Genomic DNA, 25,977 nt, shown 5'->3' with positions numbered 1-25,977 from the left:
TTTAAACGATGGAAATGAAGGATTACATTTTTACCTCTGAATCGGTTTCCGAGGGTCATCCCGATAAGGTAGCCGACCAGGTTTCAGATGCCATTCTCGATGCTATTCTTGCCCAGGATCCCAGATCCAGGGTTGCCTGTGAAACACTGGTCACAACCGGCATGGCGGTTATTGCCGGAGAGATTACCACCAATGCCATTGTCGACTATCCGAAAATTGTTCGCGAGACCATCAAGGAGATCGGCTATAATGACTCTGCATGGGCTTTGACTGGGAAACCTGTGCCGTTCTCACCTCTATCGATAAACAGTCCCCCGATATCGCCCAGGGTGTTGATGAAGGGCAGGGGCTCTTCAAGGATCAGGGGCCGGCGACCAGGGGCTGATGTTCGCTACGCCTGCACCGAAACTCCGGAACTCATGCCCATGTCGATCCTCCTTTCCCACAAGCTGGTGAAAAAGCTTGCCGACGTGCGCAAAGGCGGCATCCTCGATTTCCTTCGCCCCGATTCCAAATCCCAGGTTTCCATCAGGTATGAGAACGACAGGCCGGTTCATGTTGACACGGTCGTTATTTCCTCCCAGCACACTCCGGAGGTTTCCTACGAAACCATCAAGGAGGGAATCATCGAAGAAGTCGTCAAGAAGATCATTCCTGCTGAATTGATGAATGACTCAACCCGCTTTCTTATCAACCCCACAGGCCGTTTCGTCATCGGCGGACCAATGGGTGACTGTGCCTGACCGGCCGTAAGATCATTGTCGACAGCTATGGTGGCCATGGTGCCCACGGCGGCGGCGCTTTCTCAGGTAAGGACCCCTCAAAGGTCGACCGTTCCGCAGCCTACATGGGGCGTTATGTTGCCAAAAACCTGGTTGCTGCCGGTCTTGCCGAGAAATGCGAAGTGCAGGTGGCTTATGCCATCGGCGTTGCCGAGCCTGTTTCCGTCATGGTGGATACCTCGGGCACCGGCAAGATCCCTTCCGCTAGGATTGCCCAGATTGTCCGCGAAGTATTCGACCTGCGCCCCCGGGCTATCATCGAGCAGCTCGACCTGCTCCGCCCCATCTACAAGAAAACCGCCGCCTACGGCCACTTCGGCCGCGAACTGCCGGAATTCACCTGGGAACGCACCGACAAGGTATCCCTGATCAGGGAGAAGGCGGGGCTTTAAAGGCGGTGATTGGTGACTGGTGACTGGTGACTGGTGACCGGTGACCGGTGATTTTAAAGGCCGGAAGGATTTTCTTCCGGCCTTTTCTATTGCAGCGTAACATCGAACTTAGAACTTCGAACCTCGAACTTCGAACCCCGTTTTTCACGCTCCCCGTGAAACGGTACCCCACCCCGCGCACTGTTTGAAAATAGACCGGTTTGGCAGGATCAGGCTCGAAATACTTGCGCAGGCGGACGATGAAGTTGTCCAATGTGCGGGTTTCGGCATCGGAAGCATAGCCCCAAACGCTTTCCAGCAGTACTTTCCGAGGGATAGCCTCACCTTCCTTCTGAAAGAACAGCGACAGCATCTTCACTTCCAGGTCAGTCAGATCAATTTCTCCCTGGGGTGTTTTCGCCCGGTAGGAGAGCAGGTAAACCTGATTCTCGCCGAAGCGGTAACCCTCCTCAATCGGGTCCGGCCTGTACCATGCAGAGCGTCGGAGCATACCTCTCACCCGCAGCAGAAATTCGTCCAGGTTAAATGGTTTGGTCAGGTAGTCATCTGCTCCCCCTGCAAGTCCGGCGATCCTGTCCCGCTCATCGGAACGGGCAGTCAACATCAGCACCGGCACCCTTGCATCCAGCTCCCTGACTTTTTTGCAGACAATAAAGCCATCGATTCCGGGGAGCATCACATCCAGGATAATCAAGTCGAAGCGTTCGAACTTGACTCGTTCCAGTGCCTCCTCACCGCTCTCCACATGGCTCACCCGAATATTTTCAAGCTCCAGGTTGAAGCAGATGCCCCGCGCCAGATGGATTTCGTCTTCCACCAGCAGTATGTGCGGTTTATCATTGCTCATGCTGACTTTCTCCTGTTTTCAGGATCTACCAGCGGCAGAGTGATATGGAATGTGGAGCCTTTCCCCAAGCCTTCGCTGGTTACGCTAACCTTTCCGCCATGGGCGTTTACTACAGATTTTACGATATACAACCCCAGACCGGTGCCGCGGATGTTTTCACCGGGGGTCCGCACCCTGTAGAAGAGGGCAAAGATTCTGCTTACCTCATTCTTTTCAAGCCCCTTGCCTTTGTCCTGAAAGTCGAGCTGACAGTTTTTGCTGCTTCTCTTCAAGGTTACCCTGATGTCGGGTGAAACCGGGGAGTAGAGCAAGGCATTCTCGAAAAGGTTGCGCAGGGCCATCTCCATCCCTTCACTATCTATTTGTGCCATCAGACCTTTTTCAACCTCCACATGCAGCCTTCCCCCTTCGGGCAGTTCCCCCCGTTTTTTCTCCATGTAATCCTGGACGAACTCTGAAAAATCCACCGTTTTCTGCTCGACCCCCAGTTGGCGATACTCGATGCGGGTCGCCATCAGAAGGTTGCTGATGAGATTATTCAGCCTTTCCGTATCCGAGAGCATGGTGTCGAGAAACATGTCCATTTTTTCCTGTGGAGGCTTGCGCAGCTTGATGGTCTGCAGGTGAAGCTGGATCGAAGCCAGGGGAGACTTCAACTCGTGGGTCAGTTGGGAAATAAAGCTCCTCTGTTGCCGATAAAGCTTGGCCTGGCGCCGCCAGTAGAGGAACATGACGTAGACCCCGGCGAGGATTGCCACCAGCAGGATCAGCCCCTCTACCAGCACGACCCAGTTAAGACCATGGCCGATCAGTTCCGGCTTGTAACGCTGGGCCAAATCGCGGAATTCCCGATTCCGGCCGAGGAACCAGTAGATCCAGAAGATCACCAGCAGGATCCAGACCAGCTGAATGCCGATCAAGGCAATAAGAGGGGTGAAGATTTTTTTATACCATTTCATGCCTCTTGTGTAGCATCGGGATCGCTGTTTTGCAAGGGTATTAATGGAGGCCTGCTGGTACAGGAGGACTTTTGCCCGTGATAGCTTTAGTTGGCACAATAGCAATGTTTAATTAATGCTGCTACTTGATATTAGGTAAAATAAATATTAAATTATCTATCTTTTTTTATTTAACAGATATATGTTGGGTAACCTAAAATATTAAAATTAAATATTAGTACGCCGAAAAGGTAATACCCAGGCAACCGGTGGCACAAAGCTACCATCCACAAGGGGATGAGAGGGGCGTGTCGAAGTGAAGTGGTAATACTTTAGAGGCCTATCTGTGTACAGGGGTAGGCTTTTTTGTCTTTTCCAAAAGCATTATTGTTGTTCTACTATTATGAGGAGGGGGCATGGGATTTTTGAAGAAGATTTTTAAGGTATTTGCTCTATGTGGACTGATATTGTCTCTTACATTTATTTGTCCATCTGCTTATGCTGCACCGGGGGATATTGTCCCTCTGTCTTTTTCACAAATTGCAGCAGGTCAGGATCATGTTATTGCGCTGAAAACAGACGGTTCTATGTGGGCATGGGGGTCGAACTTTAAAGGACAATTAGGTGACGGAACGACTATAGCAAAGACCGCTTCATTCATGGTGAACAGCTACATATGGAAATCCATTGCATCGGGCAGATTTCATTCGGTGGCAGTCAAAGACGATGGCACCTTATGGGGTGGGGGATAACCAATACGGTCAAATTGGCGATGGTTCAATTGTAGAAAGACGTATTCCTGTTCAGATCGGCAATGACAGCAATTGGGTTTCAGTGAAAGCTGGCGCATATCACTCTGTGGCGATTAAGACAGACGGTAGTTTGTGGGCATGGGGGTATAATGCTTATGGGCAATTGGGTGATGGGACAACAGTCGATAAGATGAGCCTGTGCAGATCTTTGCAGCCGGTCCCGGCTGGAGAGCTGTTGCCTGTGGATATGGCCATAATATAGTAATCAAAACTGATGGCACCTTGTGGGCATGGGGGGATAATGCTTACGGGCAGCTTGGCAACAATTCCACCACGGGAACGATGACCCCGGTCCAGATTGGGACTGATACAACCTGGACGACTATTTCATCATTTTTATTCCATAATCTTGCCCTCAAATCAGATGGGACGTTGTGGGCGTGGGGGTATAACGAATATAAGCAATTGGGAGATGGTACTGTTACAAACAGAAATTATCCTTTTAAGATAGGTAACGAAAACACCTGGACTTCTGTCTCTGCAGGTGCACTCCACTCACTTGCTGTCAAGACTGATGGGACATTGTGGACATGGGGATTTAATTATTATGGCCAATTAGGAAACGGAACGACTTTCGATAGTTATGTTCCATCCCAAATCGCAGGGGATAGTTGGACCTCAATTACTGGGACGGGTGAATTTTACTCGGTTGCTCAGAAAGCGGACCATTCCCTGTGGTCGTGGGGATACAACTACCTGGGCGAGGTTGGTGACGGCACAACGATAGAAAGGCACAGCCCGGTAATTATAGATTTAGCAACGGCCATCAAGATCAATGATGGTGCTGCTTATACAAATAGCCTGACAACTGATTTGACGTTTTCTGTTTTTGATAAAAACAGTATCGCTGAGATGCAGTTTAGCAATGATAATATCACCTGGACTGCACCAGAAGCATATGCGACGTCAAAAACTGGATTCTTTCCCCCAATGATGGCTTGAAAACCGTCTACTGCAAATTTAAAAGTAATCTCGGCACCTGGTCGCCTGCCTACAGCGCTTCAATTTCCCTTGACACCACTGCTCCAACAGTAAATATTATTTCGCCGACGGCAGCAACACAAAGCACGACTCCGTTATTATCCTACGCAGTGAGTGAAGGTACCGTGACGGTTAAGGTTGACGGCGTGACGGTAAACAATGTATCCGGCGACACCCTGTATCTTGCAGCAGGACTTCACACCGTGCTGGTGGAGTCTTGTGACGGGGCAGGAAACAAGGGTTCTTCCGAGATACAGTTCACAGTACTTCAACCACCGACAGTAATTCTCAACTCCCCTGCTGCTGGTTATACTAACAATAACTTACCACTTTTGACTTATACTGTTAGTAACGGCACCGTAGTGGTGAAGGTTGACGACGTAGTGATAAATAAAGTGTCAGGCGACACTTTGGGACCGCTGGTGGACGGAACCCATTGGGTCCAAGTGGTGGCAACCAACGCTGGCGGAAGCCGTATGGCTCAGCAACTTTTTACTGTTGATACTGTGGCACCGACTGTTTCGATAACATCTCCTACATCAGGAACCATAAACACCAGCTATCGCTTACTTTCCTACACTGTGAGTGACGGAACTGTCGTCGTAAAGCTGGATGGTGTAACGGTGAACAAGACTTCCGGCAGCAACCTGGGCCCTTTCGCCGATGGTCCGCATACCGTGCGGGTGGAAGCAACTGATGCGGCAGGAAACAAGGGGTTTGCAGAAGTTAGTTTTACGGTTGATGTGCTGCCGACAGTCAGCATCAGCTCTCCTGCTAGCGGCCTGAATACCAATAATAACTCCCCGATCCTTACCTATACAGTGAGTAACGGCACCGTGGTGGTGAAGGTTGACGGGATAGTGGTGAACAAAGTGTCAGGCGACAGTTTGGGGCCGTTGGCCGATGGGACGCACCTTGTCCGGGTGGAGGCAACCGATACGGCCGGGACTGGTTTTTCTGAAAAAAGTTTCATCGTTGACACGGTAGCACCAGACATTTCGATATCATCTCCGACAACCGGAACCACGACCGATAACCAGCCGTTACTGACTTTCACAAGTAACGCCGGCGGCACCGCAACTGTCAAGGTGGATGGAGTGGTGGTAAATAAATTTAACGGGAGTCGTCTTTCTACTTTGGCCAACGGCCCCCATACCGTCAGAGTTGAGATGCGGGATATGGCAAGCAACGTCGGCGTTGCCGAAGTGACCTTTACGGTTAATGCTTTATTGACTATCCCAAGCGAAGACTTCGAGACTGGAAATCTCGGCAAGCTACCATGGGTGACCAGCGGTAATGGCTTATGGACTGCTAAGACGACGACCAAACACGGTGGAATTTACTCAGCAGAAGCACCAGTATCTATTGTTGACAGCCAAAGCGCCTCGCTTGAAGTTCCAGTCAATTGTGTTGCCGGCAATCTTATTTTCTGGTACTCAGTGAGCTCCGAGGCCAATTTTGACTTTCTGACTCTCTATGTGGACGGTGTACAAAAAGGGAAGTGGTCAGGTTCGGTCCCCTGGACGCAGGCAACGGTTGCAGTAACGGCTGGTACTCATACCTTCAAGTGGGTCTATTCAAAAGATGGGTCGGTATCTACCGGTTCAGACACCGCTTGGGTGGATGATATTGTCTTCCCGACGGTTACCTCTGGTCCTCCGCCTACGGGCAACGCTAAAAACGAAGGATTTGAGTCCGGCAATTTGACGTACCTCCCATGGGTGACAAGCGGCAATGGCTTGTGGGCTGTGAAAACAACGACTAAGCATGGTGGAATCTATGCCGTCGAGGCCCCCGTTTCCATCACCGACAATCAAAATGCGGGTATAGAGGTTACACAGAACTGCGCGGCTGGCAATATAACCTTCTGGTATTCAGTCAGCTCCGAGGCGAATTATGACTATCTCCGATTCTATATTGATGGCATAGAGCAAAGTAAATGGTCAGGCTCTATCGGCTGGAATCAAGCGTCTTTTCCTGTGATTGCCGGCAGCCATACCTTCAAATTGACGTATTCCAAGGACGGATCAGTCTCTTCAGGTTCCGATACCGCGTGGATTGATGACATCGTAATACCTGTTCCTTAGCCACATGTCAAAAGGGGGTGCTTTTAGCCCCCTTTAATATCCTCTGTTTCCTTTAGTTCCCCCTTTTACATTACTATTACATTAAAAAACCTCATTATCTGTTATGGTTCAAGGGCAGAACAGCATGTACGCCACTCGTCGCTGGAGGACAGGATCATGTTCAAGCCCTTGAAAATTGGCAAGTATGAAACACAGTACCCTTTGGTTCAGGGAGGGATGGGGGTTCGTATCTCTGCGGGTTCCCTCGCCGGTCACGTCGCGAAATGTGGCGGAGTCGCTGGTGGCTGCGCCGGGCATCGCCCTCAACAGCGGCCTGTATGACGGGTCCAACTATTTCGATGCTGATCTGGAAGCATTCAAGGCAGAACTGCATAAGGCATACGAAATTGCCCCTGACGGCATTATCGGCGTCAACGTCATGGTGGCTCTTTCCGATTACGAGAAACTGGTAGGAGCTGCCGTCGAGGGTGGAGCTAAGGTTATTGTCTGCGGTGCCGGCTTGCCATTGACTCTGCCGGGACTTACCGCCCATGCTCCTGATGTGGCGCTGGTTCCCATTGTTTCCTCTGTGCGGTGCGCCCAACTGATAGCTAAAAAATGGGAGAAAGGCTACAACCGCCTCCCCGATGCGGTGGTTGTGGAAGATCCTGATACGGCTGGCGGTCATCTGGGAGAGAAGATGGAATGTATCGGCACCGGTGAATACGACCAGTATGCAACGGTGCGCGGGGTGAAGGAATTCTTCCGCACAGAATATAATATTGATATGCCGGTCATTGCTGCCGGAGGCATTTGGGACCGCGCCGACGTGCTTCATGCCCTTGAACAGGGTGCTGACGGGGTGCAGATGGCCAGCCGTTTTGTGCCCACAGTGGAGTGCGATGCCGATGATGCCTTCAAACAGGCCTATCTGGATTGCAAAAAGGAAGATATCGGTCTGATCATGAGCCCTGCCGGCCTGCCGGGGCGGGCGATCCTCAAAACCAGGATCAGATTGTCCTGTACGACGAACTCAGGAGCTCGATTTGCACCACCGGCTGTCTGAAGAAATGCTCCTACAAGGAGAGCGGCGAGCGCTTCTGCATCGTCAAGGCTCTGGACCGAGCCCAGCGGGGTGATGTGGAAACCGGTCTTATCTTCTGCGGCACCAATGCTGGAAGGCCGATCGGATAACCACGGTGCAGGAAATATTTGACGAGCTGTTTGCTGAATCTGCCGTGGCGGAAAGAGCAGCATAGATCACGTTACACTATTCAAAAGACGGCCCGCGGTTAATCCGGCGGGCCGTTTTGTTTTGCGGCCCTTTCCCCCTATGGTTCTCAATCCTCTGACAGTATCCCCACGATTTATTCATCCTTAAAAAAGCCTGTACTCATATTTCATGTGTGCTATGCTTATTCCCTGCCTGCCAACTCTAACGCAGTGTGAAGTTGCCTGGAGGAAAAGCAGTTGCCCAACTCCATGATACATTGCCTGATCTCAAGCCACACCCATGATCGTTACACCCATGCATGGCCCATGTCATTTCCTGCCCTTTGCCGGTTAGTCATCCTTTCGTGGATAATTGCGCTCATCCTTTCCTGGCCACTACCAGCTTCTGCCCGACCGGGCGCCGACTCGTCCGCACCTGTCATTGTCGGCGGGGACCGGGACTATCCTCCCTATGAATTCATTGACAAGAATGGTCATGCGGCGGGTTTTAATGTTGAGCTGACCAGAGCCATTGCCGAAGTCATGGGCATGGATGTACAGTTCAGGCTGGGTGGCTGGTCGGAGATGCGCTCGGCCTTGCAATCGAACCAGGTTGATGTCCTGGATGGTATGTCTTACTCAGAAGAGCGGGCAAAGGAAGTGGATTTTTCCCTGCCCCACGCCATGATCAACCATGCAGTCTTCGCCCGCCGGGATTCACCCCCGGTAAACTCGCTGGCTGAGTTGGCAGGGAAGTCCGTTGCCGTCCATGGGGGCGGGATCATGCACGACATCTTGACCCAGCAGGGTTTCTCCGGCAGGCTTCAGCTTACGGCAACTCCTGCAGATGCCCTGCGCCTTCTGGCTGCAGGTAAGACCGACTATGCCATTGTCGCCATCCTTCCCGGAATGTACATCGTCCGTGAACTGAAGTTGACCAACATCTATCCGGCAGTGCGCAACGTGGCCACTCACCGCTATTGCTTTGCCGTTAAAAAAGGCACGCCGAGCTGCTCTCACGATTCAACGAGGGCTTGGCTATTCTTCGCAAGACCGGCCAATATGACGTGATTTACAACAAATGGCTGGGGGTGATGGAGCCGGAGCATGTGGATTGGAAGACCGTCGCCAAATATGGTGCGGTCGTTGTCATCCCACTGGTGATGCTTTTAGGTGGTTTCGCCCTCTGGTCGCGCACTTTACATCGGCAAGTAGCCGTTCGTACTGCTGATCTGACCAGAGAAATCGCCGAGCGCAAACATGCCGAGGAGGAGTTGCGCCTGAACCAGCAGCAGCTTGTCCAAGCTGATAAATTGGCTGCATTGGGGGTCCTGGTTTCCGGCGTTGCCCATGAGATTAATAATCCCACCGGCTTAATCCTCCTTGATGTACCGATTCTGAAACGGGCCCACGCAGATTCAGAGCGCATCCTTGAGCAGCATTACCAAGCCAGCGGGGATTTCATTATCGGTGGGATACCCTATTCAGAAATGCGCCATGAGATCCCAAGAGTCCTGGACGAGATGCAGGATGGGGCGAAGCGGATCAAGAGGATTGTCAACGATTTGAAGGATTTTGCCGCCGGGATGATTTGGCTGAGAAGCAGCGGGTTGATTTCAATGGCATCGTGGAGACGGCGCTACGACTGGTTGATCCGACGATTCGCAAGGCGACCAACCATCTGCAGATTGAGTATGCCCGGGAAATGCCACCGATCCTGGGCAACAGCCAACGGATAGAGCAGGTGGTGGTAAACCTGATTCTGAACGCTTGCCAGGCTTTGCCCGATGCGGAGCGGGCAATTGCCATCAGCACCCGTTATAACCGTACCACTGCCAGCGCCATATTGGTTGTCCGTGACGAAGGTGTCGGCATTGAGCCAGAGAATCTGTCACGCCTGACGGATCCCTTTTTTACCACAAAGAGGGAAAGCGGGGGGACCGGTCTTGGCTTGTCGGTTTCCGATGGCATCATCAAGGAGCACGGGGGCCGTATATACTTCAAGTCAGCCCCTGGTGCCGGCACTACCGTTACCTTGTCCATACCGGTAATTAAAGAGGAGCAGACGACGTGAATGCAATGGACCAACAGTACCTGCTTTCGGCATCCTGCTGGTGGACGATGAGCCGCCTGGTTAAAATCCCTTTCCCTGACGCTGCGAAGCTGCGCTGGGCTTACCAATATCAGTACCTGCCAGGACAGCCGCGAGGTGATGGGATTACTTGCCCAGGGAGGCATCGGCCTGGTCCTCCTCGATCTGACCATGCCCCATCTGTCGGGGGAAGAACTCCTTAAACAGGTTGCCGAGCAACATCCGGAAACGACCACCATTGTCGTCAGCGGCCTGAATCAGTTGGAAACGGCGGTCCGTTGCATGAAACTGGGCGCCTTTGACTACTTCATCAAAACCGATGATGAAGACCGGATTGTGGGAGGTGTACTGCGGGCGGTCCGGATGAAAGAGATGCAGCTTGATTATCTGGAGATGTCGAGCCGGCTTGCTTCAGGGGAATTGCAGCATCCTGATGCTTTTGCCGCCATTGTTACCGCCGATCGAGCCATGCTCAATGTCTTTGCCTATGCGGAGGCGGTGGCGAAGAGTCCCCAACCGCTGATGATCACTGGCGAAAGCGGGGTCGGTAAGGAGCTGATTGCCCAGGCCGTGCACCGGTTGAGCGGTTGCCGCGGGAAACTGGTGACGGTCAATGTGGCAGGCCTGGACGACACCGTCTTTGCCGATACCCTCTTTGGCCATGTGCGGGGTGCCTTCACCGGTGCAGATCAACTGCGCCGGGGGATGGTTGAGGAGGCAGCTGATGGTACGCTCTTTCTCGATGAGATTGGCGACCTGAGCATCCCCTCACAGGTGAAGCTGTTGCGCCTTTTGCAGGAGGGGGAATTTTTCCCTCTGGGTTGCGACCAGCCCAGGCGGCTCAAGGCACGCATAATCGTTGCCACTCACCAGAACCTGATGGAAAAGGAGTCGGCAGGAACCTTCCGCCGTGATCTCTTTTATCGTCTGCGCACACATCAGATACATGTCCCTCCTTTACGTGAGCGGCCCGGAGACATAACCCTGTTGCTGGATCATTTTTTGAGAGAAGCCGCACAAGCGCTGGTAGAAAGAAACCTACTCCTCCCCGGGAGCTGGCCCAGTTTCTCATTATGTACAGCTTTCCCGGCAATGTGCGTGAGCTTAAAGCTATGGTTTACGATGCGGTCAGCATCCACCGCGACCGAATGCTCTCCATGGAGTCATTCCTCAAGGCGGCCGGACAATCTCAGCCCGCTGCAAAAGAGTCCCCATCGCCCCCAAGACAGAATCCCTTTGCCGGTTTTGTCGATCTCCCCACCTTCAGTGATGCTGCTGCTTTTCTTGTTGCCGAGGCCATGCATCGCGCCAACGGCAATCAGACCATGGCGGCACGTCTGCTTGGCATCTCCCAGCCTGCTCTGAACAAGAGACTTAAGGTGATGCGTCCTGAACCGGTATAACCACGGGTTATACCATAACCTGAGGCTATCATCGTGCTAACATGCTGATTACATTAATATAAACCAGCAACGCAGTCTGCTGTTATAACCTCAGGCTATAGACCTTCGCTGTCAGAGATCAAAGTTCTGGTGCGTATTTATGATGTAATACCAGTAGGTTAGTCGTTTTTGTACTGCTTGGCATTCTCCATGCTCTTATGGGTTAGATACGAAAGGGAGCCATCCGGCCCCTTCAATATTAGCCCAAGTGGAGGTGTCTCATGGCAATGTTCTGGATTCAATTCGTACTCGTGCTCGGTGCCGTTCTCATCGGTATCCGGAGAGGAGGGGTAGCTCTCGGCCTTATCGGTGGGCTGGGCGTAACCTTACTGACCATAGGCTTCAGGAGTGCTCCTTCTGAGCCTCCCATTGCAGTAATGCTGATCATCCTGGCAGTGGTTACTGCCTCAGCGACACTGCAGGTAGCAGGTGGTCTGGACTACCTGGTGCAGCTCACCGAGCGGATGCTCCGTGCCCACCCCAAGTATGTGACCATTCTTGCCCCCTTAAGCACCTTTTTCCTTACTGTCTGCGTTGGAACTGGCCATGCCGTCTATGCTCTGCTGCCGGTCATTTCCGATGTGGCCATCAAGACCGGTATCCGGCCGGAGCGACCCATGGCAATCTCCAGCGTTGCCTCCCAGATGGGAATCACAGCCAGTCCGGTGGCCGCCGCAGTGACCTTTTTCCTGGGTTTTGCCGCCAAGGCAGGCCACCCGGTTACCTTGATCGATATCATCTGCGTTACCATGCCGGCCGGGATCATCGGCGTGCTTGCGGCTGCAGGTTGGAGTTTCAACCGTGGCAAGGATCTGGATAAGGATGCCGAATTTCAGGCCCGTCTTACAGATCCCGACTTTCGCAAAGCCCTCGATGCAGATGTAACGACACTGGACAAGAAGATTTCCACCACCGCCAAAGTTTCCGTAGCGCTGTTTTTTACCGGCGTAGCACCATCATACTTTTTGCGGTCTGTCCCGAACTGCTGCCCATGGGTGCCGATAAAAAGCCCGTTGCCATGACCACGGTCGTACAATTCATTATGCTGGCCTATGGCGCCTTCATCATGTTCTCAGCCAACGTCAAAGCAAAAGACATCGCCCATTCAAGTGTCTTTATCGCCGGCATGATTGCTGTCGTCTCCATTTTCGGCATTGCCTGGATGAGCGATACCTTCATCTCTGCCAACAAGAAGTTTCTGGTGGACAATATCGGTATCATGGTAAAAATCGCCCCGTGGACTTTTGCCATTGCAACCTTCTGCATCTCGGCCTTCGTCAAGAGCCAAGCTGCGACCCTTGCCATTACCCTGCCTCTCGGCCTTGCCCTCGGGCTGCCGATTCCTTTGCTGCTTGGTCTGATGCCGGCAAGCTATGCCTACTTCTTCTTTGCCTTCTATCCCAGTGACCTGGCGGCTATTAACTTCGATCGCACCGGCACTACCCACATCGGCAAGTACCTGCTCAATCACAGCTTCATGATCCCAGGGCTCATCGGCGTCGGGGTATCGACGATCACCGCTTATCTTATTTCCAGTGCCATTCTGTAAGGACAGGTTTAATAGGAAGAAGAATGGGGCTGCAGGAGGAATTGCAGCCTCTTTTTTTTTCAATATATCCCACTCAATTAATAGGGCCTTTTTTCCACTTGACCACCTTAGGGTGAAATGTTATATCAAGAAAAGTTGATATAACTTATTTGCTTCTCTTGATGTGATCATGCTAGAAACCATAAAAGCCTTGGCAGACCCATGTCGCCTGCGTCTCGTTGCTGTGTTGTCCATCGGTGAGTTCACGGTGCAGGAACTGACGCGGATCCTCGGCATGGGGCAGTCGCGCATATCCCGGCACCTGAAGATATTGACTGATGCCGGTGTTCTTGATGTAAAGCGCCAGGGCACCTGGAGCTATTACCGGGTCGGCGAAGCCAATTCCTTTTTCAGTGATATTCATCCCGCGCTGAAGAGGGAGATGGAGAGCCTTCCCGGCAGGGCCGACGACACGGCTGCCGTGGCCAGGGTGCTTGAAGAGCGTCGGCGGCGTAGCCAGGAATTTTTCGACCAGCATGCCCGTCAGTGGGATGACCTGGCCCGAACCCTGCTGCCGGTGCCGGAGTATCGAGAGCGGCTGCTGGCTAAGGTGCCGGCTGCTGCGGATGTCCTGGAGATTGGTGTCGGTACTGGGGGGCTGTTACCCCGGTTGGCTGCTGTCGCCTCCCGCGTAATCGGCGTAGATCATTCCCCTGCCATGCTTGAAGAGGCCCGCCATCGGGTTGGAGGACTTGAAGAGGTGGAACTGCGCCTCGGGAGATGACCCACCTGCCCGTTGCCGATGGCGGGGTGAGGTGTGTGGTGGCCAATATGGTTTTGCACCATGCTGCCGACCCGGTTGCCGTGTTGAATGAAATACACCGGGTATTGGCCGTTGACGGGACGCTCCTGATTGCTGACCTGGCCCGCCATGAGCGCGAGCTGGCCCGGGAGCAGCTGGCCGACCAATGGCTGGGATTCGAAGAAAACGAACTCGCCAACTGGCTTGCGGCTGCAGGTTTCGACCGGGTCGAGTGCCAATCCATCGCCGGTGATTCCGGCCATGTGCCGGTATTGCTGGTGAAGGCTACAAAACTGGCAATGAACAGGTCCTAAAGCCTGTGAAGATGTTCATCAGACAGAGAAGAGGCAGCCTCCTTCCCAAGCGGGGGAGGGAGCTGTTTCATGATTCGGTATAGCCAGCTAAAGACGACTGGCAAATGTCTATAACCAACAGCAAAGGAGAAAGCACCATGTCACAGGATTTTAAAGTAGCCGATCTGTCCCTTGCCGAGTGGGGGAAGAAAGAAATTAGAATTGCCGAAACGGAGATGCCCGGCTGATGGCAATTCGCGACGAGTACGCCGGAGCGCAGCCCTTGAAAGGAGCCCGTATCACCGGGTCGCTGCACATGACCATTCAGACGGCGGTCTTGATCGAGACGCTGAAGGCACTTGGTGCAGAGGTCCGTTGGGCATCATGCAACATATTCTCCACCCAGGATCATGCTGCTGCTGCAATAGCAGCCCAGGGGATTGCGGTCTTTGCGGTGAAGGGTGAGACTTTGGAAGAATATTGGGATTACACCCATCGCATCTTTGAGTGGCCCGATGGTGGCTTCTCCAACATGATCCTGGATGATGGTGGCGATGCAACACTGTTGCTCCATCTGGGCGCCAAAGCCGAAAAAGATGCCAAGGTACTGGACAACCCCGGCTCCGAGGAGGAAACGATCCTCTTTGCTGCAATCAAAAGCAAGCTGGCAACAGACCCCGCCTGGTACTCAACCCGTATTGGCCATGTGAAAGGGGTAACTGAAGAGACCACCACTGGCGTGCACCGTCTTTACCAGATGCACGAGCGTGGCGACCTGCGCTTCCCCGCCATCAACGTTAATGATTCGGTGACCAAATCCAAGTTCGATAATCTCTACGGCTGTCGCGAGTCCTTGGTGGACGGCATCAAGCGGGCAACAGACGTCATGGTGGCGGGCAAAGTCGCCCTGGTCTGCGGCTATGGGGATGTGGGCAAGGGCTCCGCACAAGCGCTCAGGGCGCTGTCTGCCCAGGTGTGGGTGACGGAGGTCGATCCCATCTGTGCCCTGCAGGCTGCCATGGAAGGGTATCGCGTGGTGACCATGGATTACGCCGCTGACAAGGCGGATATCTTCGTCACCTGCACCGGCAACTACCATGTCATCACCCATGAACACATGCTGAAAATGAAAGACCAGGCCATTGTCTGCAACATCGGGCATTTCGATAACGAAATCGAGGTGGCGGCCCTGGAAAAATACCAGTGGGAAGAAATCAAGCCCCAGGTAGACCACGTGATCATGCCGTCGGGCAACCGGATCATCCTGCTGGCCAAGGGAAGACTGGTGAATCTGGGTTGCGCCACCGGCCATCCCAGCTATGTCATGTCCTCTTCCTTCGCCAACCAGACCATCGCCCAGATCGAGATCTTCAGCAATCCCGGCAAATACGCGGTGGGGGTCTACACATTACCCAAGCACCTGGACGAGAAAGTGGCGAGGTTGCAACTGAAGAAGCTGAATGCCCAGTTAAGCATCCTGACCAAGGAGCAAGCCGATTACATAGGCGTAAATGTGGACGGGCCTTACAAATCTGAGCATTATCGGTATTAGCAGGTTGTTGAAAAACTGCTGCGTGGCCGATCTGCTGCGTTATCGCTCGCTCAAAACCTCAACGTACAGTGGGTACGCTTCGGCTTTTCGCTCGCTTAAGCCTTGCATTTCGGCCTACTCTCGACGTTTTTCAACAACCTGTTAGACGCATGATGTCGGCTGGACTTTTTTTTCTGAAATAAGTATATTTGGTGTGGTTATGGGCCGCCGATTTTTATCGGCGGCTTTCGCACGTCCAGCAATAAAAGGAGCAAAAGATGAAAAGCTTGACTACTGCAGTAATGCTGGTGACTCTAATGGCTGGAAGCGCCTCGGCCATGTCCAAGGAGGGGTGTGGCGGGGAATGTGCCTCGTGTCATCTTCTTTCTGTGAAAGAGGCCAATGCCTTGTAAAAGACCTTGGGGGCGGGTAACAAAGGTGAAATTTCCGGCCATGCGTGGCGTCTGGGAGCTTGACATGGAGAAGGATGGTAAAAAGGCCGTCGCCTATCTGGATTACGGCAAGAAACACGTCATTCCCGGACCCATATTCAATCTGGCAACTAAAAAACCCATAAGCGGCGGGGCACAACAGCCGGCTGGGGTAACCAAGGTGAATCCGGCTCTTCTTACGCCTGCCAACTCCATAATTCTCGGAAATCCTCAGGGGAAAAAAGGCTTTTTGTCTTTACCGATCCCGATTGCCCCTTTGCGCAAAACTGCATGTGGAGCTGAAGAAGCTTGTCGCCATGGATCCGTCGGTAGTCGTGTACGTGAAACTGTTCCCGCTGAAAATGCATCCCGCAGCCTACGACAAATCCAGGGTCATACTCCAGGGACCGTCGGCCAAGCTTCTTGACGATGCCTTTGCCAAGGTGACCTTGCCTGCTCCTGGCCCTAACACGCCGACCAAAGGTGTGGAGGAAAATATTAAGCTTGCCGGGCGGCTCGGCGTCAATTCTACGCCGACGATGATTTTTCCCGATGGCAGGGTGGTGGCCGGTTCAAAGTCTGCCACTGAAATTCAGGCTCTTTTTAAGGTTAAAAAGTCGCATAAATGATGACCAGCAAGCTGTTATGGATGGATAAAAAGAAAGGCCTGTCGATGCGACAGGCCTTTCTTTTATCTTGTGGAATTTCCTTTTTTGTTTTCTCCATCTTTTTTCCCCCGACCCGCGGTGGAGCATGCGTCGGCCATTCAGGTGGAGACGCCGAGACGTGGGAGGATATATTTCTGTAAGACTACCCATAAGACGAGAAATCCCAGCACTACAAAAATCTCTTGCATGAAAACCTCCTTTTTCCGATAAAGTAACATATATTCTAAAAACTGCATACAACGAAAATCAGACTTGCAAAAAACGGTTGACATATCCATTGTCTATCGCTATAGTGAAAATCATTTTCAATCCGGAGAGGCCTGTGAAGCGTGCCAAGAAAAAAGCTTTCAGCGAATTTATTGCCCAGAAGGGCCTCAAGTCCACGCGCCAGCGTGACATTATCCTCGATTTCTTCCTGTCTTCGTCGGAACACATGAGCCTTGAAGAGCTTTATCTCAAACTCCGGGCAAAGCACCCGGCCATCGGCTATGCCACAGTCTATCGCACACTGAAGCTTTTTGCCGAGTCAGGCATAGCCCGTGAAATCCAGTTCGGTGACGGGCAGACTCGCTATGAGCATGTGACTGAGGGGGAGCACCATGACCATCTGGTTTGTACCCGCTGCGGCGCCATTGCCGAATTTGAGAATGAGACCATTGAAAAGCTGCAGGACGAGATAGCTGCCGGCTACGGCTTTCTAATCAAAACACATAAACTCGAGCTGTATGGCCTTTGTGCCAAATGCCGGAGATAAAATTTTTTACCGCACATTTGAAAATGACTATCAATTACAACTAAGGAAGTAAACCCAAATGGATGTATTCAAGAAAAAGGCTTCATGTCATTCCAATGCCAGTGCATCAACCGGTGCGGCCAAGAAGGTCGCATTGGTGGGAAACCCTAATGTGGGGAAAAGTGTCCTTTTCAATGCCTTGACCGGTGCTTATGTCACGGTTTCCAATTACCCTGGCACTTCGGTAGAGGTGGCTCGCGGTTCTGCCTCGATCAACGGTGAAGTATGTGAGATCATAGACACGCCGGGCATGTATTCCCTCCTGCCGATTACCGAGGAGGAGCGGGTGGCCCGCGAGATTCTACTCAAGGAATCTCCCGATGTGGTTCTGCATGTGCTGGATGCAAGGAACTTGGAGCGGATGCTGGTCATGACCCTGCAGCTTATCGATGCCCAGTTGCCGGTGGTGCTGGTGGTGAACATCATGGATGAGGCGGAGCGGATGGGACTTGTAATCGACATCCCACTCTTGCAGGAAAAACTCGGTATTCCGGTCATAGGTGCTGCCACCGCTAAAAAACGCGGCCTGGAAGAGATCAGGAAGGCCATTGCCGGCTACAGCAGGAAGACTCATGCGGTATTCGGCTACAGCAAACGGCTGGAGGCGGATATCGAAAGTGTCGCTCAGCTGATCAAGTGCGACTATCCGTTAGCGAAAAAATCGCTGGCGTTGCTGCTCTTGCAGAGGGACGAAGAGGTAACCGCCCTCATTGCCGAACGTGAAGGTGAAGGTTTTGCAGCCGTTTCCGACAAAGTGCGCGAGAAAACCTTCGAGCGGCGGGAATCCTTTAACCTGGACCTGTCCATGGAGCGAAAAGGTATAGTCAAAGGACTACTTGCCGGGGTTTTCAATCTGCCGGACAAGAGGGTCGTTACATTTAATGAGCGCCTTTCCCGTTGGGCGGTCAGACCCTTAACAGGAATACCCTTGCTGCTGATAGTTCTTTATTATGGCCTTTACCAGTTCGTCGGTGTCTTTGGCGCAGGTACGCTCGTTGATTTTCTCGAAGGGACTCTCTTCGAAGGATATTTCAACCCGTGGATCACAGAACTCATCAAAGGGGTAGTTCCCTGGGAAGTCATTCAGGAACTTTTTGTCGGAGAATACGGTGTGCTGACCCTTGGTCTGCGCTATGCAGTGGGGATCATTCTTCCCATCGTGGCGACCTTCTTCCTCTTCTTTTCCATTCTTGAGGACAGCGGCTATTTTCCGCGGCTGGCGTTGCTGGTAGACAGGGTCTTCAAGAAAATCGGCCTCACCGGCCGTGCCGTCATTCCCATCGTTCTCGGTTTCGGTTGCGATACCATGGCTACCATGGTTACCCGTACGCTGGAAACGGTGCGGGAGCGAATTCTCGCCACCCTGCTGCTGGCTCTGGCCATTCCCTGTTCCGCACAGCTCGGCGTTATTCTGGCGCTATTGTCCAAGGCGCCGGGGGCTCTTCTGGTCTGGAGTATCAGCCTTTTGCTCATATTCCTTTTAATCGGTTTCCTTGCGGCCCGCCTCGTGCCCGGCGAGACCCCGATGTTCTATATGGAGCTGCCCCCCATGCGGCTTCCCCAGCTGTCCAACGTTCTGACCAAGACCTATACCAGGATGCAGTGGTACTTTCTGGAAATCCTGCCGCTCTTCATACTGGCATCGGTGCTGCTGTGGATCGGCAAACTCACTCATTTTTTCGAGAAGTCGGTGGAAGTTATGAGTCCGGTAATGTCCATGATGGGGCTGCCCAAGGATGTAGCTGTCGCCTTCATCTTCGGCTTCTTCCGTCGGGATTATGGGGCTGCCGGACTGTATGATCTGCAGACCAAGGGTATACTGGATGGACGGCAATTGACGGTTGCAGCGGTGACGCTGACCCTCTTCATTCCCTGTGTGGCCCAGTTCCTGGTCATGAAAAGAGAGCGGGGTTTAAAGGTCGCCTTGGCCATCGGTGTCTTTGTCAGCGCTCTTGCCTTTGGCAGCGGTTATCTGCTCAACCAGTTCCTGCTCGTCACCAAGCTGGTATAACAAGAGGTTATCCCAATGAAGTGCGGCTATTGCGGACACGAATTCAGCCAGGAAGAAGGCATCACCGGTTGCGGGAAATGCGGCAAACCGGGGAAATGCAGCATGGTGCGCTGTCCACGCTGCTACTACGAGAATCCGCCTGAAATGAAGGTGTTGAAAAAACTTAAGGGATTGTTGGTAAAAAACGAAAAGGAATAGCAGGTTAAAACAATACAAGGAGCATGTAATGAAGTTATCGGATAAAGCGGAAGAAATTCTGGAAGCGCTATGGATTGCCGTTGAGGAGGAAGGAAAAGGCTTTGCCGAGATCGATGGCATCGGCATTCCGGCCGGTGATCCAGCCTACCAGGAGTTGACCTCCCAGACACTGGTCGAGGTAAAGGAGGGGCGGGTCTACTTTCGTCCGGAGGGCAAGGTAGAAGGCAGGCGTACGATCCGCCGCCACAGGCTGGCAGAACGGCTGCTCATGGATGTGCTGAATGTGCGCGGGGAGGCCGGAGACGACAAGGCTGCCAGTTCGAGCATCTGCTCAACGAAGGGTCGATGCCAAGGTCTGCACCATGCTCAACCATCCCACCACCTGTCCCCACGGCAAACACATTCCGCCGGGGGAGTGCTGCGAGGAAGCGAAAAAAAGTGGTGATCTGGGTGTTGTCCCCCTCACGGAGCTGAAATCGGGCGAAGAAGGGGAAATAGCCTATATCCAGACAGAAGACAGTAAAAAGATGCAGAAACTCATGGCCATGGGGGTGCTTCCCGCAACCGCATCATCCTCTCCCAGACCTTTCCCTCCTACATTTTCAGGGTAGGTTTTTCCGAATTCGCCATCGATTCGGCCATGGCCCGTGAAATTTTCGTCCGAAAGTAGGCGGCGTTAAAAGTCTATAAATAGCTGCCGATTTCCTGTGACTTAGTATACTTATAGATGTGTACCTGCTGAAGAGGCATGTTTTTCTTGAATAAAGGACGCAAATTTATTACCCTTCACCACGTAAAAATCACGCTTTGGAGGACACATCAATGAAAAAAAAATTCTGTCATGCTGACGGCTGTTTCCCTGCTCTTCGCCGCCACTTCAGCATTTGCTGCCACCGACACGCTGCCCAAGGGGTACGAAAAGTGGAGAAAAGCAAGGAAAAGGTAGTCAGTGACAAGAGTTCGCTTTTCTATGGGGTTCACAACATCTATGTGGACAAGAAAGCCATGCCCGCCTACAAAGCCGGGGGAAAATATCCCGAAGGCAGCCGCTTTGTGGTCGATTACTACAAGTTAAAGGAAGAAAACGGCAAGCCGGTAAAAGGTAAAAAGAACATGATCGTCCTGATGAAAAAGGACAAGAAATTCAAAGAAACCGGCGGCTGGCAATTCGTCGGTTTCACCGGCGAGGGGAAGGCTTCCAAGCTTGACCCGGTGAAAAACTGCTATGAATGCCATCTGAAAGAAGCAAAAGATAGAGATTACGTCATTTCGAAGTATACCGATTTCAAGTAACAAACTCCCGCGAGAAGTCTCCATCTCAAAAAGCACCACAGGACCTGTGGTGCTTTTTTGTATTTTATCCCTCAAGCTATTCCGCCTTCTGACGATATGTTTAAAAACAAGAGGTGGTGCACTGCCTTACATCTGCATGAAACAGGGTTGAAACTATGTTTATGGATAACAACGTGCCGGCCTTCAATGTCAACTCCTTGCCATCCTCCTGGCCTGCACGCCTCGCCTCGGCAAGCCGGCTATTGATGGAGATATCAGGCACCACAGAGGAAGAATTCCTGGCAACCGGGGCGAGGCTCCACGATTTTTACGACCGGGCCGGACAAATCTCCCAAATGTCTTCGGAGATGGCCGGCCAGGTTTCCGGCGAAGAAATTTCCCATACCATTGGCCGCCTCCGGGAGATACTTGTCCAGATGGACGAGTACCTGGTCCATGGGGAGAAGGAGACGGAACAGAGTTCCCAAACCTTGCGCTCAATTCTTCTTTTATTGGACAAGACTGGTGCTCCCCTTTCAGGTTTCAGGAAAATAAACAAGTCGCTACGCATGCTCGGTATTTCAACCAAGATAGAAAGTGCACGTCTTGGGCAGAGCGCTGCAGGATTCGACACGCTGGCAAATGATGTTGGTCAGCTTTCCATTCAGGTGCTTGAAAAGGCGGGGACAATACTTGAACAAAAGGAACTGCTGACTTCTGCGATCCGCCAGACCCTGAACCAGGTTCTTGATCTGGGCATAGAACAAAAGGGTCAGGTAAAGGGAATCCTGGAAAGAACCCAGACAAGTCTTGCTGCCCTGACCGAAGTCAATTCCCGCTGTTCCACGGCTGCATCTGCCATAGCCGAAGCTTCGGGAGTCGTGTCCCGAAACATTGGCGAAGTTGTCATGTCCATGCAGTTCCACGATATAGTCCGTCAACAGATCGAGCATGTGGCCGAGGCTCTGGATGATCTGCAGAACAGCCTGGAAAGCGAGGGGGAAGACCGGGATGGGATGGCGCCCGCTCTGGCGCAGACTGCTGTCGGTATTTGCCAACTGCAGGCGGCACAGCTATCCCATGCCAGCGACGAACTCAATGGCGCTGTGGGGCGTATTGTCGACAACTTGCACGGCATAGCGGCAAAGGAAGCACGCCTTTCCGAAGATACCAGTGCCATGGCAGGTGTGGCAGATCAGACGGGAAGCTCTTTTCTGACGGGACTGGAAGCCGATCTCACCGTGGTTGGCGCCGTTCTGGATAAGAGTTCCCAGCTCAATCGTGCCCTGACCAAGGCCATGAACACCGTTGCCGAAACGGTAACGGAGATTACGGCATTCGTCAGCGATATTGAGTTCATCGGTGAGGAAATCGAACTCATCGCCCTCAATGCACAGGTGAAAGCTGCCCTGACCGGTGACGATGGCGCCGCGCTTGGAGTCCTTGCAGAGGCTATTCAACGGCTGTCGGTGGATGCCATTGCCCAGACCTCTGCCGTTTCCAATATGTTGACCGAAGTTACCAATGCCACCGAAGGCCTCTGCAACAGTGCCAAGGCGGATGCGACCGAGCTTGACCAGGAAGTGGAAGAAATGGTCAGTTCACTGCCGGGGCTGCTTCAATCCCTGCAGAGAGTGAATGATTCACTTAGCGAATGTCTGCAGAACATGCAGGGGGCTGTTGAAACGCTTTGTACAGATATTGACGCAGCAACCAACGGCATTACGGCCCATTTTCAGGTGACCCAGGTGATCGACCAGGTAAGGAGCGAACTGTGCGCCATTATCGATGAAGCCCGCCTCATCGCTCCGTCATCTGATGCTGAAAACGGCAATCTGATGCAGCTTGCCGACCGCTACACCATGGACAGCGAACGCAAGATCCATCATTCCATGATCAAAAAAGAAGAGGGAGCAAGTGCTCAACCTGTACCTGCCGGTCCTGTCAGCGAAGTTTCTTCGCCGGCATCCGATGGGCTGGGAGATAACGTGGAGCTGTTTTAAATATTCAGCGTCAGCTTTAGGAGGAGAATCTGTTATGGGTGAACTGAAGGTGACCATGGCCAAAGCGGAAGGGGACCCTGCTGCCTTGGTTGTAAAAGTCAGCGGACCGCTTACCGTCCAGAACGTTGGGGAATTGAAAGCTTCTCTTTTGCAGGCATTTGAGGGAGGGGAACAGCTTTGCCTCGACCTGGCCGGGGTGACGGAGGTCGACTTGGCAGGCCTGCAACTCCTATGCTCGGCTCACCGCAGTTCCCTGCACCTCAACAAGCATCTCTGCATCACTACCGGTGATAGCGATATTATTGATACGGCGAGCATGGAAGCAGGTTTTCAGCGCCATGTGGGATGTGCCCAGGACAAGGAAAAAGCTGCTTTTGGGTGGGAGGGAATGATTGATGGGAAAGATAATCATGACGGCGGATGATTCCGCCAGTGTCCGACAGATGGTCAGTTTTACCCTGAAACAGAACGGATACGAAGTGGTGGAAGCGGTGGACGGAAAAGATGCGCTGCAGAAGCTTGGCGGACAAAAGGTCGATATGCTCATCACCGACCTGAATATGCCGAACCTGGACGGGATCGGCCTGATCAAGGGGGCGCGGGCTCTGCCTGCCTGTAAATTCATTCCTATCGTTATGCTTACCACGGAATCCCAGGACAGCAAAAAACAGGAAGGAAAGGCCGCCGGGGCAACCGGCTGGATAGTCAAGCCTTTCAAGCCTGAACAGCTGATGGCGGTGGTGAAGAAGGTGCTCGGATGATGGACCAACATCAAGAGGCATTCAAGGAAGAGGCTTACGAGCTTCTGGCAGAGCTGGAAACTTCCCTCCTGGAGCTTGAAGAAAGGCCTGATGATGAGGAAGTGATCGGCCGGGTCTTCCGGGCCATGCATACCATCAAGGGATCGGGGGCAATGTTCGGTTTTGAAGACATTGCCGCTTTTACCCACGAAGTGGAAACGGTTTTCGATCTGGTGCGCAACGGCCTGATTCCGGTAACCAAAAAACTGGTCAACGTCACCCTGGCCGCTCGCGATCAGATCAAGGCCATGCTTGATGCTTCAACCGGGGGCGCCGTGGTTGACGTAGCCTGCACCGCAGAGATAATTGCCACCCTGAAGAGCATGCTTCCCGAAACGGAGCCTGAAAAATCATCGGCAAACCTTCAACCGGCTGAAGAGGCAAAAGGGGGACAGCAGGAATCGGCTGAAGTTACCTACCGGATCCGCTTCGAACCAGACCAGGGTATTTTCATGCGAGGAACCAATCCCCTGAGCCTGGTCAAGGAATTGAGGGAGCTTGGCCAGAGCCGGGTAATTGCCCAGGTGACCAACCTGCTTCCCCTGGAGGAAATGGATGCGGAGAGCTGCTATGTCTACTGGGATGTGATTCTGACCACCAACAGGGGAATGGATGCCATCAAGGATGTATTCATATTTGTGGAGGACGATTGCGAGCTGAAGATCGAGGTTATTGACAGTGGAACACCTTTCGTCGGGGAAGATGGCTACAAGAAACTTGGCGAAATATTGGTGGAACGGGGTGATCTGAACTTCGAAGAGATGAAGAATATCCTGTCCCAGCAGAAGCGATTTGGAGAAATTGCCATTGAGAGCGGGTTTGTGGAACCGGAAAAAATCATCTCTGCCCTTGTGGAGCAGCAGCATGTGAAGGAGGTCCGCCAGGAAAGGCAATCCCAGGAGAGTGCTTCCAGCATCCGTGTTCCGGCAGAAAAACTGGACGTTCTGGTAAACCTGGTGGGAGAGCTGGTCACGGTCCAGGCTCGTCTCAGTCAGACCTCCGCCGGGCGCAGGGATGCGGAACTGATGTCCATCGCCGAAGAGGTGGAGCGTCTGACCGCAGAATTGCGGGATAACGCCCTCAACATCAGGATGCTGCCCATCGGCACCACCTTCAGCAAGTTCAAGCGCCTGGTTCGCGACCTTTCCAACGAACTGGGCAAAAAGATTGAAATGGAGACTTCCGGTGCTGAGACGGAGCTGGATAAGACCGTCATCGAAAAGCTCAACGATCCCCTGGTGCACCTGATCCGCAACAGCATCGACCACGGCATAGAAATGCCCGAAGAGCGAGCTGCAGCCGGCAAGCCGGCACAGGGGACGGTGCATCTTTCCGCCGTACATTCCGGCGACAGTGTCTTCATTACCATCAAAGACGACGGTGCAGGACTGGACAAGGAGGCCATTCGGGCCAAGGCCATAGAAAAGGGGCTTATTCAGCCCACCACGGAACTGTCCGAAAAAGAGATCTTTGCCCAGATCTTTGCTCCCGGCTTTTCCACTGCTAAAAAGATCTCCAGCGTCTCCGGGCGCGGTGTCGGAATGGATGTGGTCAAGAGGGCCATCGAAGCGTTGCGGGGCACCATCGAAATAACCAGCAAACGGGGAGAAGGCACCACCATCACCGTAAAGATACCCCTGACCCTGGCCATCATCGAAAGCCTGCTGGTCCAGATCGGCGGCGACCGTTTCCTGCTTCCACTTTCGCTGGTGGATGAATGTGTGGAGTTGACCGGCAGCGACATCGAAAAGTCCCATGGAAGAAATCTGGCCACCGTTCGTGACCACATGGTGCCATACATCCCACTCCGGGAGAAGTTCCGGATCAGCGGCAATGCGCCGGATATCCAGCAGATCGTCATCACCCAGGTCAACGGCATGCGTGTCGGCTTTGTGGTCGACCATGTCATAGGCGAGCACCAGACGGTTATCAAATCACTGGGACGGGCTTACAAAAATGTCGAGGGCATATCGGGAGCGACGATTCTGGGTGACGGGGCGGTTGCACTGATCGTGGATATCCCGCAACTGATAAAGGAAGTGGAAGCGCAGAGCCTGCAATAGGTTGTTCAAGGACAATCTTA

Annotated in this window: 17 protein-coding genes and 8 pseudogenes; 23 read left to right on the top strand and 2 right to left on the bottom strand. The window is 52.8% G+C overall.

Annotated features, from left to right (window positions below; genetic code table 11):
• Positions 1-8: 8 nt before the first annotated feature.
• Positions 9-1,174 (top strand): annotated as a pseudogene (metK, locus tag JCM15764_RS04505) (methionine adenosyltransferase).
• Between the two features lie 148 nt (positions 1,175-1,322).
• On the opposite strand, the pseudogene JCM15764_RS04500 reads toward metK, so the two are convergent.
• A pseudogene (locus JCM15764_RS04500) lies at positions 1,323-2,021 on the bottom strand (response regulator transcription factor); the annotation flags it as partial.
• Positions 2,018-2,980 carry a sensor histidine kinase gene (locus tag JCM15764_RS04495; protein WP_054693001.1) on the bottom strand — a complete coding sequence of 321 codons (963 nt, stop codon included), beginning with the start codon at positions 2,978-2,980 and terminating at the stop codon, positions 2,018-2,020. The pseudogene JCM15764_RS04500 and the gene JCM15764_RS04495, both read right to left, overlap by 4 nt.
• Before the next feature lie 395 nt (positions 2,981-3,375).
• Between JCM15764_RS04495 and JCM15764_RS04490 the strand changes: the two genes are divergently transcribed.
• From JCM15764_RS04490 to JCM15764_RS04395, 22 genes and pseudogenes are all read left to right on the top strand, one after another.
• Positions 3,376-3,711, top strand: a complete 336-nt coding sequence (locus JCM15764_RS04490) for an RCC1 domain-containing protein (protein ID WP_054692998.1) — start codon at positions 3,376-3,378, stop codon at positions 3,709-3,711.
• Entirely contained in the window at positions 3,686-3,973 is a 288-nt protein-coding gene (locus JCM15764_RS27830; RefSeq protein ID WP_369412244.1) for an RCC1 domain-containing protein, read from the top strand. Before JCM15764_RS04490 ends, JCM15764_RS27830 begins: the two co-directional genes overlap by 26 nt.
• Positions 3,910-4,713, top strand: a complete 804-nt coding sequence (locus tag JCM15764_RS04485; protein ID WP_054692995.1) for an RCC1 domain-containing protein — start codon at positions 3,910-3,912, stop codon at positions 4,711-4,713. The genes JCM15764_RS27830 and JCM15764_RS04485 overlap by 64 nt, the downstream gene beginning before the upstream one ends.
• A complete protein-coding gene (locus JCM15764_RS04480; protein ID WP_243688351.1) occupies positions 4,710-6,839 on the top strand; it encodes a hypothetical protein in 2,130 nt (709 codons plus the stop codon). The genes JCM15764_RS04485 and JCM15764_RS04480 overlap by 4 nt, the downstream gene beginning before the upstream one ends.
• Positions 6,840-6,995: 156 nt before the next feature.
• Positions 6,996-8,077: pseudogene (locus JCM15764_RS04475) on the top strand (NAD(P)H-dependent flavin oxidoreductase).
• 280 nt (positions 8,078-8,357) lie between these two features.
• Positions 8,358-10,104, top strand: a pseudogene (locus tag JCM15764_RS04470) (transporter substrate-binding domain-containing protein).
• Positions 10,105-10,135: 31 nt separating this feature from the next.
• Positions 10,136-11,525 (top strand): annotated as a pseudogene (locus JCM15764_RS04465) (sigma-54-dependent transcriptional regulator).
• Positions 11,526-11,785: 260 nt separating this feature from the next.
• Positions 11,786-13,113, top strand: a pseudogene (locus JCM15764_RS04460) (anaerobic C4-dicarboxylate transporter).
• 169 nt (positions 13,114-13,282) lie between these two features.
• Entirely contained in the window at positions 13,283-13,876 is a 594-nt protein-coding gene (locus tag JCM15764_RS26085) for a metalloregulator ArsR/SmtB family transcription factor (RefSeq protein ID WP_279384272.1), read from the top strand.
• Complete coding sequence (locus JCM15764_RS26080) at positions 13,873-14,208, top strand: class I SAM-dependent methyltransferase (RefSeq protein WP_279384271.1); 336 nt, start codon at positions 13,873-13,875, stop codon at positions 14,206-14,208. The genes JCM15764_RS26085 and JCM15764_RS26080 overlap by 4 nt, the downstream gene beginning before the upstream one ends.
• Before the next feature lie 104 nt (positions 14,209-14,312).
• Positions 14,313-15,739 (top strand): annotated as a pseudogene (ahcY, locus tag JCM15764_RS04450) (adenosylhomocysteinase).
• Positions 15,740-15,996: 257 nt separating this feature from the next.
• Positions 15,997-16,131 (top strand): hypothetical protein, encoded by a 135-nt coding sequence (locus JCM15764_RS26075; protein ID WP_279384270.1) that lies wholly within the window; start codon positions 15,997-15,999, stop codon positions 16,129-16,131.
• A gap of 311 nt (positions 16,132-16,442) precedes the next feature.
• Positions 16,443-16,778 carry a thioredoxin domain-containing protein gene (locus JCM15764_RS21810; RefSeq protein WP_243688350.1) on the top strand — a complete coding sequence of 112 codons (336 nt, stop codon included), beginning with the start codon at positions 16,443-16,445 and terminating at the stop codon, positions 16,776-16,778.
• Positions 16,779-17,139: 361 nt separating this feature from the next.
• Positions 17,140-17,571, top strand: coding sequence for a Fur family transcriptional regulator (locus tag JCM15764_RS04435; protein WP_012647335.1), 432 nt, complete (start codon positions 17,140-17,142; stop codon positions 17,569-17,571).
• A gap of 58 nt (positions 17,572-17,629) precedes the next feature.
• Positions 17,630-19,621 carry a ferrous iron transport protein B gene (gene feoB / locus JCM15764_RS04430; RefSeq protein WP_054692984.1) on the top strand — a complete coding sequence of 664 codons (1,992 nt, stop codon included), beginning with the start codon at positions 17,630-17,632 and terminating at the stop codon, positions 19,619-19,621.
• A gap of 15 nt (positions 19,622-19,636) precedes the next feature.
• Positions 19,637-19,819 (top strand): hypothetical protein, encoded by a 183-nt coding sequence (locus JCM15764_RS04425; protein ID WP_054692981.1) that lies wholly within the window; start codon positions 19,637-19,639, stop codon positions 19,817-19,819.
• A gap of 28 nt (positions 19,820-19,847) precedes the next feature.
• A pseudogene (locus JCM15764_RS27825) lies at positions 19,848-20,489 on the top strand (metal-dependent transcriptional regulator).
• A gap of 152 nt (positions 20,490-20,641) precedes the next feature.
• Positions 20,642-21,112, top strand: coding sequence for a cytochrome P460 family protein (locus JCM15764_RS04415; protein ID WP_439645259.1), 471 nt, complete (start codon positions 20,642-20,644; stop codon positions 21,110-21,112).
• Between the two features lie 173 nt (positions 21,113-21,285).
• Positions 21,286-23,094 carry a methyl-accepting chemotaxis protein gene (locus JCM15764_RS04410; protein ID WP_243688349.1) on the top strand — a complete coding sequence of 603 codons (1,809 nt, stop codon included), beginning with the start codon at positions 21,286-21,288 and terminating at the stop codon, positions 23,092-23,094.
• A 34-nt stretch (positions 23,095-23,128) separates the two neighbouring features.
• Entirely contained in the window at positions 23,129-23,518 is a 390-nt protein-coding gene (locus tag JCM15764_RS04405; RefSeq protein ID WP_054692975.1) for an STAS domain-containing protein, read from the top strand.
• Positions 23,490-23,855, top strand: a complete 366-nt coding sequence (locus JCM15764_RS04400; RefSeq protein WP_012647342.1) for a response regulator — start codon at positions 23,490-23,492, stop codon at positions 23,853-23,855. Before JCM15764_RS04405 ends, JCM15764_RS04400 begins: the two co-directional genes overlap by 29 nt.
• Positions 23,852-25,957 (top strand): chemotaxis protein CheA, encoded by a 2,106-nt coding sequence (locus JCM15764_RS04395; RefSeq protein ID WP_243688348.1) that lies wholly within the window; start codon positions 23,852-23,854, stop codon positions 25,955-25,957. Before JCM15764_RS04400 ends, JCM15764_RS04395 begins: the two co-directional genes overlap by 4 nt.
• Positions 25,958-25,977: the final 20 nt, after the last annotated feature.

It is taken from the genome of Geotalea toluenoxydans JCM 15764 (genome assembly GCF_001311985.1).
GTDB lineage: Bacteria > Desulfobacterota > Desulfuromonadia > Geobacterales > Geobacteraceae > Geotalea > Geotalea toluenoxydans.
The sequence above is the reverse complement of the archived record's forward strand: the minus strand, read 5'-3'. Positions and strand labels throughout refer to the sequence as shown.

Coding starts and splice junctions, on each gene's coding strand:
- JCM15764_RS26080 (WP_279384271.1), top strand. CDS start 13,873: ATGACCCACCTGCCCGTTGCCGATGGCGGGGTGAGGTGTGTGGTGGCC.
- JCM15764_RS26085 (WP_279384272.1), top strand. CDS start 13,283: ATGCTAGAAACCATAAAAGCCTTGGCAGACCCATGTCGCCTGCGTCTC.
- JCM15764_RS04400 (WP_012647342.1), top strand. CDS start 23,490: ATGGGAAAGATAATCATGACGGCGGATGATTCCGCCAGTGTCCGACAG.
- JCM15764_RS26075 (WP_279384270.1), top strand. CDS start 15,997: ATGAAAAGCTTGACTACTGCAGTAATGCTGGTGACTCTAATGGCTGGA.
- JCM15764_RS04415 (WP_439645259.1), top strand. CDS start 20,642: ATGAAAAAAAAATTCTGTCATGCTGACGGCTGTTTCCCTGCTCTTCGC.
- JCM15764_RS04405 (WP_054692975.1), top strand. CDS start 23,129: ATGGGTGAACTGAAGGTGACCATGGCCAAAGCGGAAGGGGACCCTGCT.
- JCM15764_RS04490 (WP_054692998.1), top strand. CDS start 3,376: ATGGGATTTTTGAAGAAGATTTTTAAGGTATTTGCTCTATGTGGACTG.
- feoB (WP_054692984.1), top strand. CDS start 17,630: ATGGATGTATTCAAGAAAAAGGCTTCATGTCATTCCAATGCCAGTGCA.
- JCM15764_RS04395 (WP_243688348.1), top strand. CDS start 23,852: ATGATGGACCAACATCAAGAGGCATTCAAGGAAGAGGCTTACGAGCTT.
- JCM15764_RS04425 (WP_054692981.1), top strand. CDS start 19,637: ATGAAGTGCGGCTATTGCGGACACGAATTCAGCCAGGAAGAAGGCATC.
- JCM15764_RS04495 (WP_054693001.1), bottom strand. CDS start 2,980: ATGAAATGGTATAAAAAAATCTTCACCCCTCTTATTGCCTTGATCGGC.
- JCM15764_RS27830 (WP_369412244.1), top strand. CDS start 3,686: ATGGCACCTTATGGGGTGGGGGATAACCAATACGGTCAAATTGGCGAT.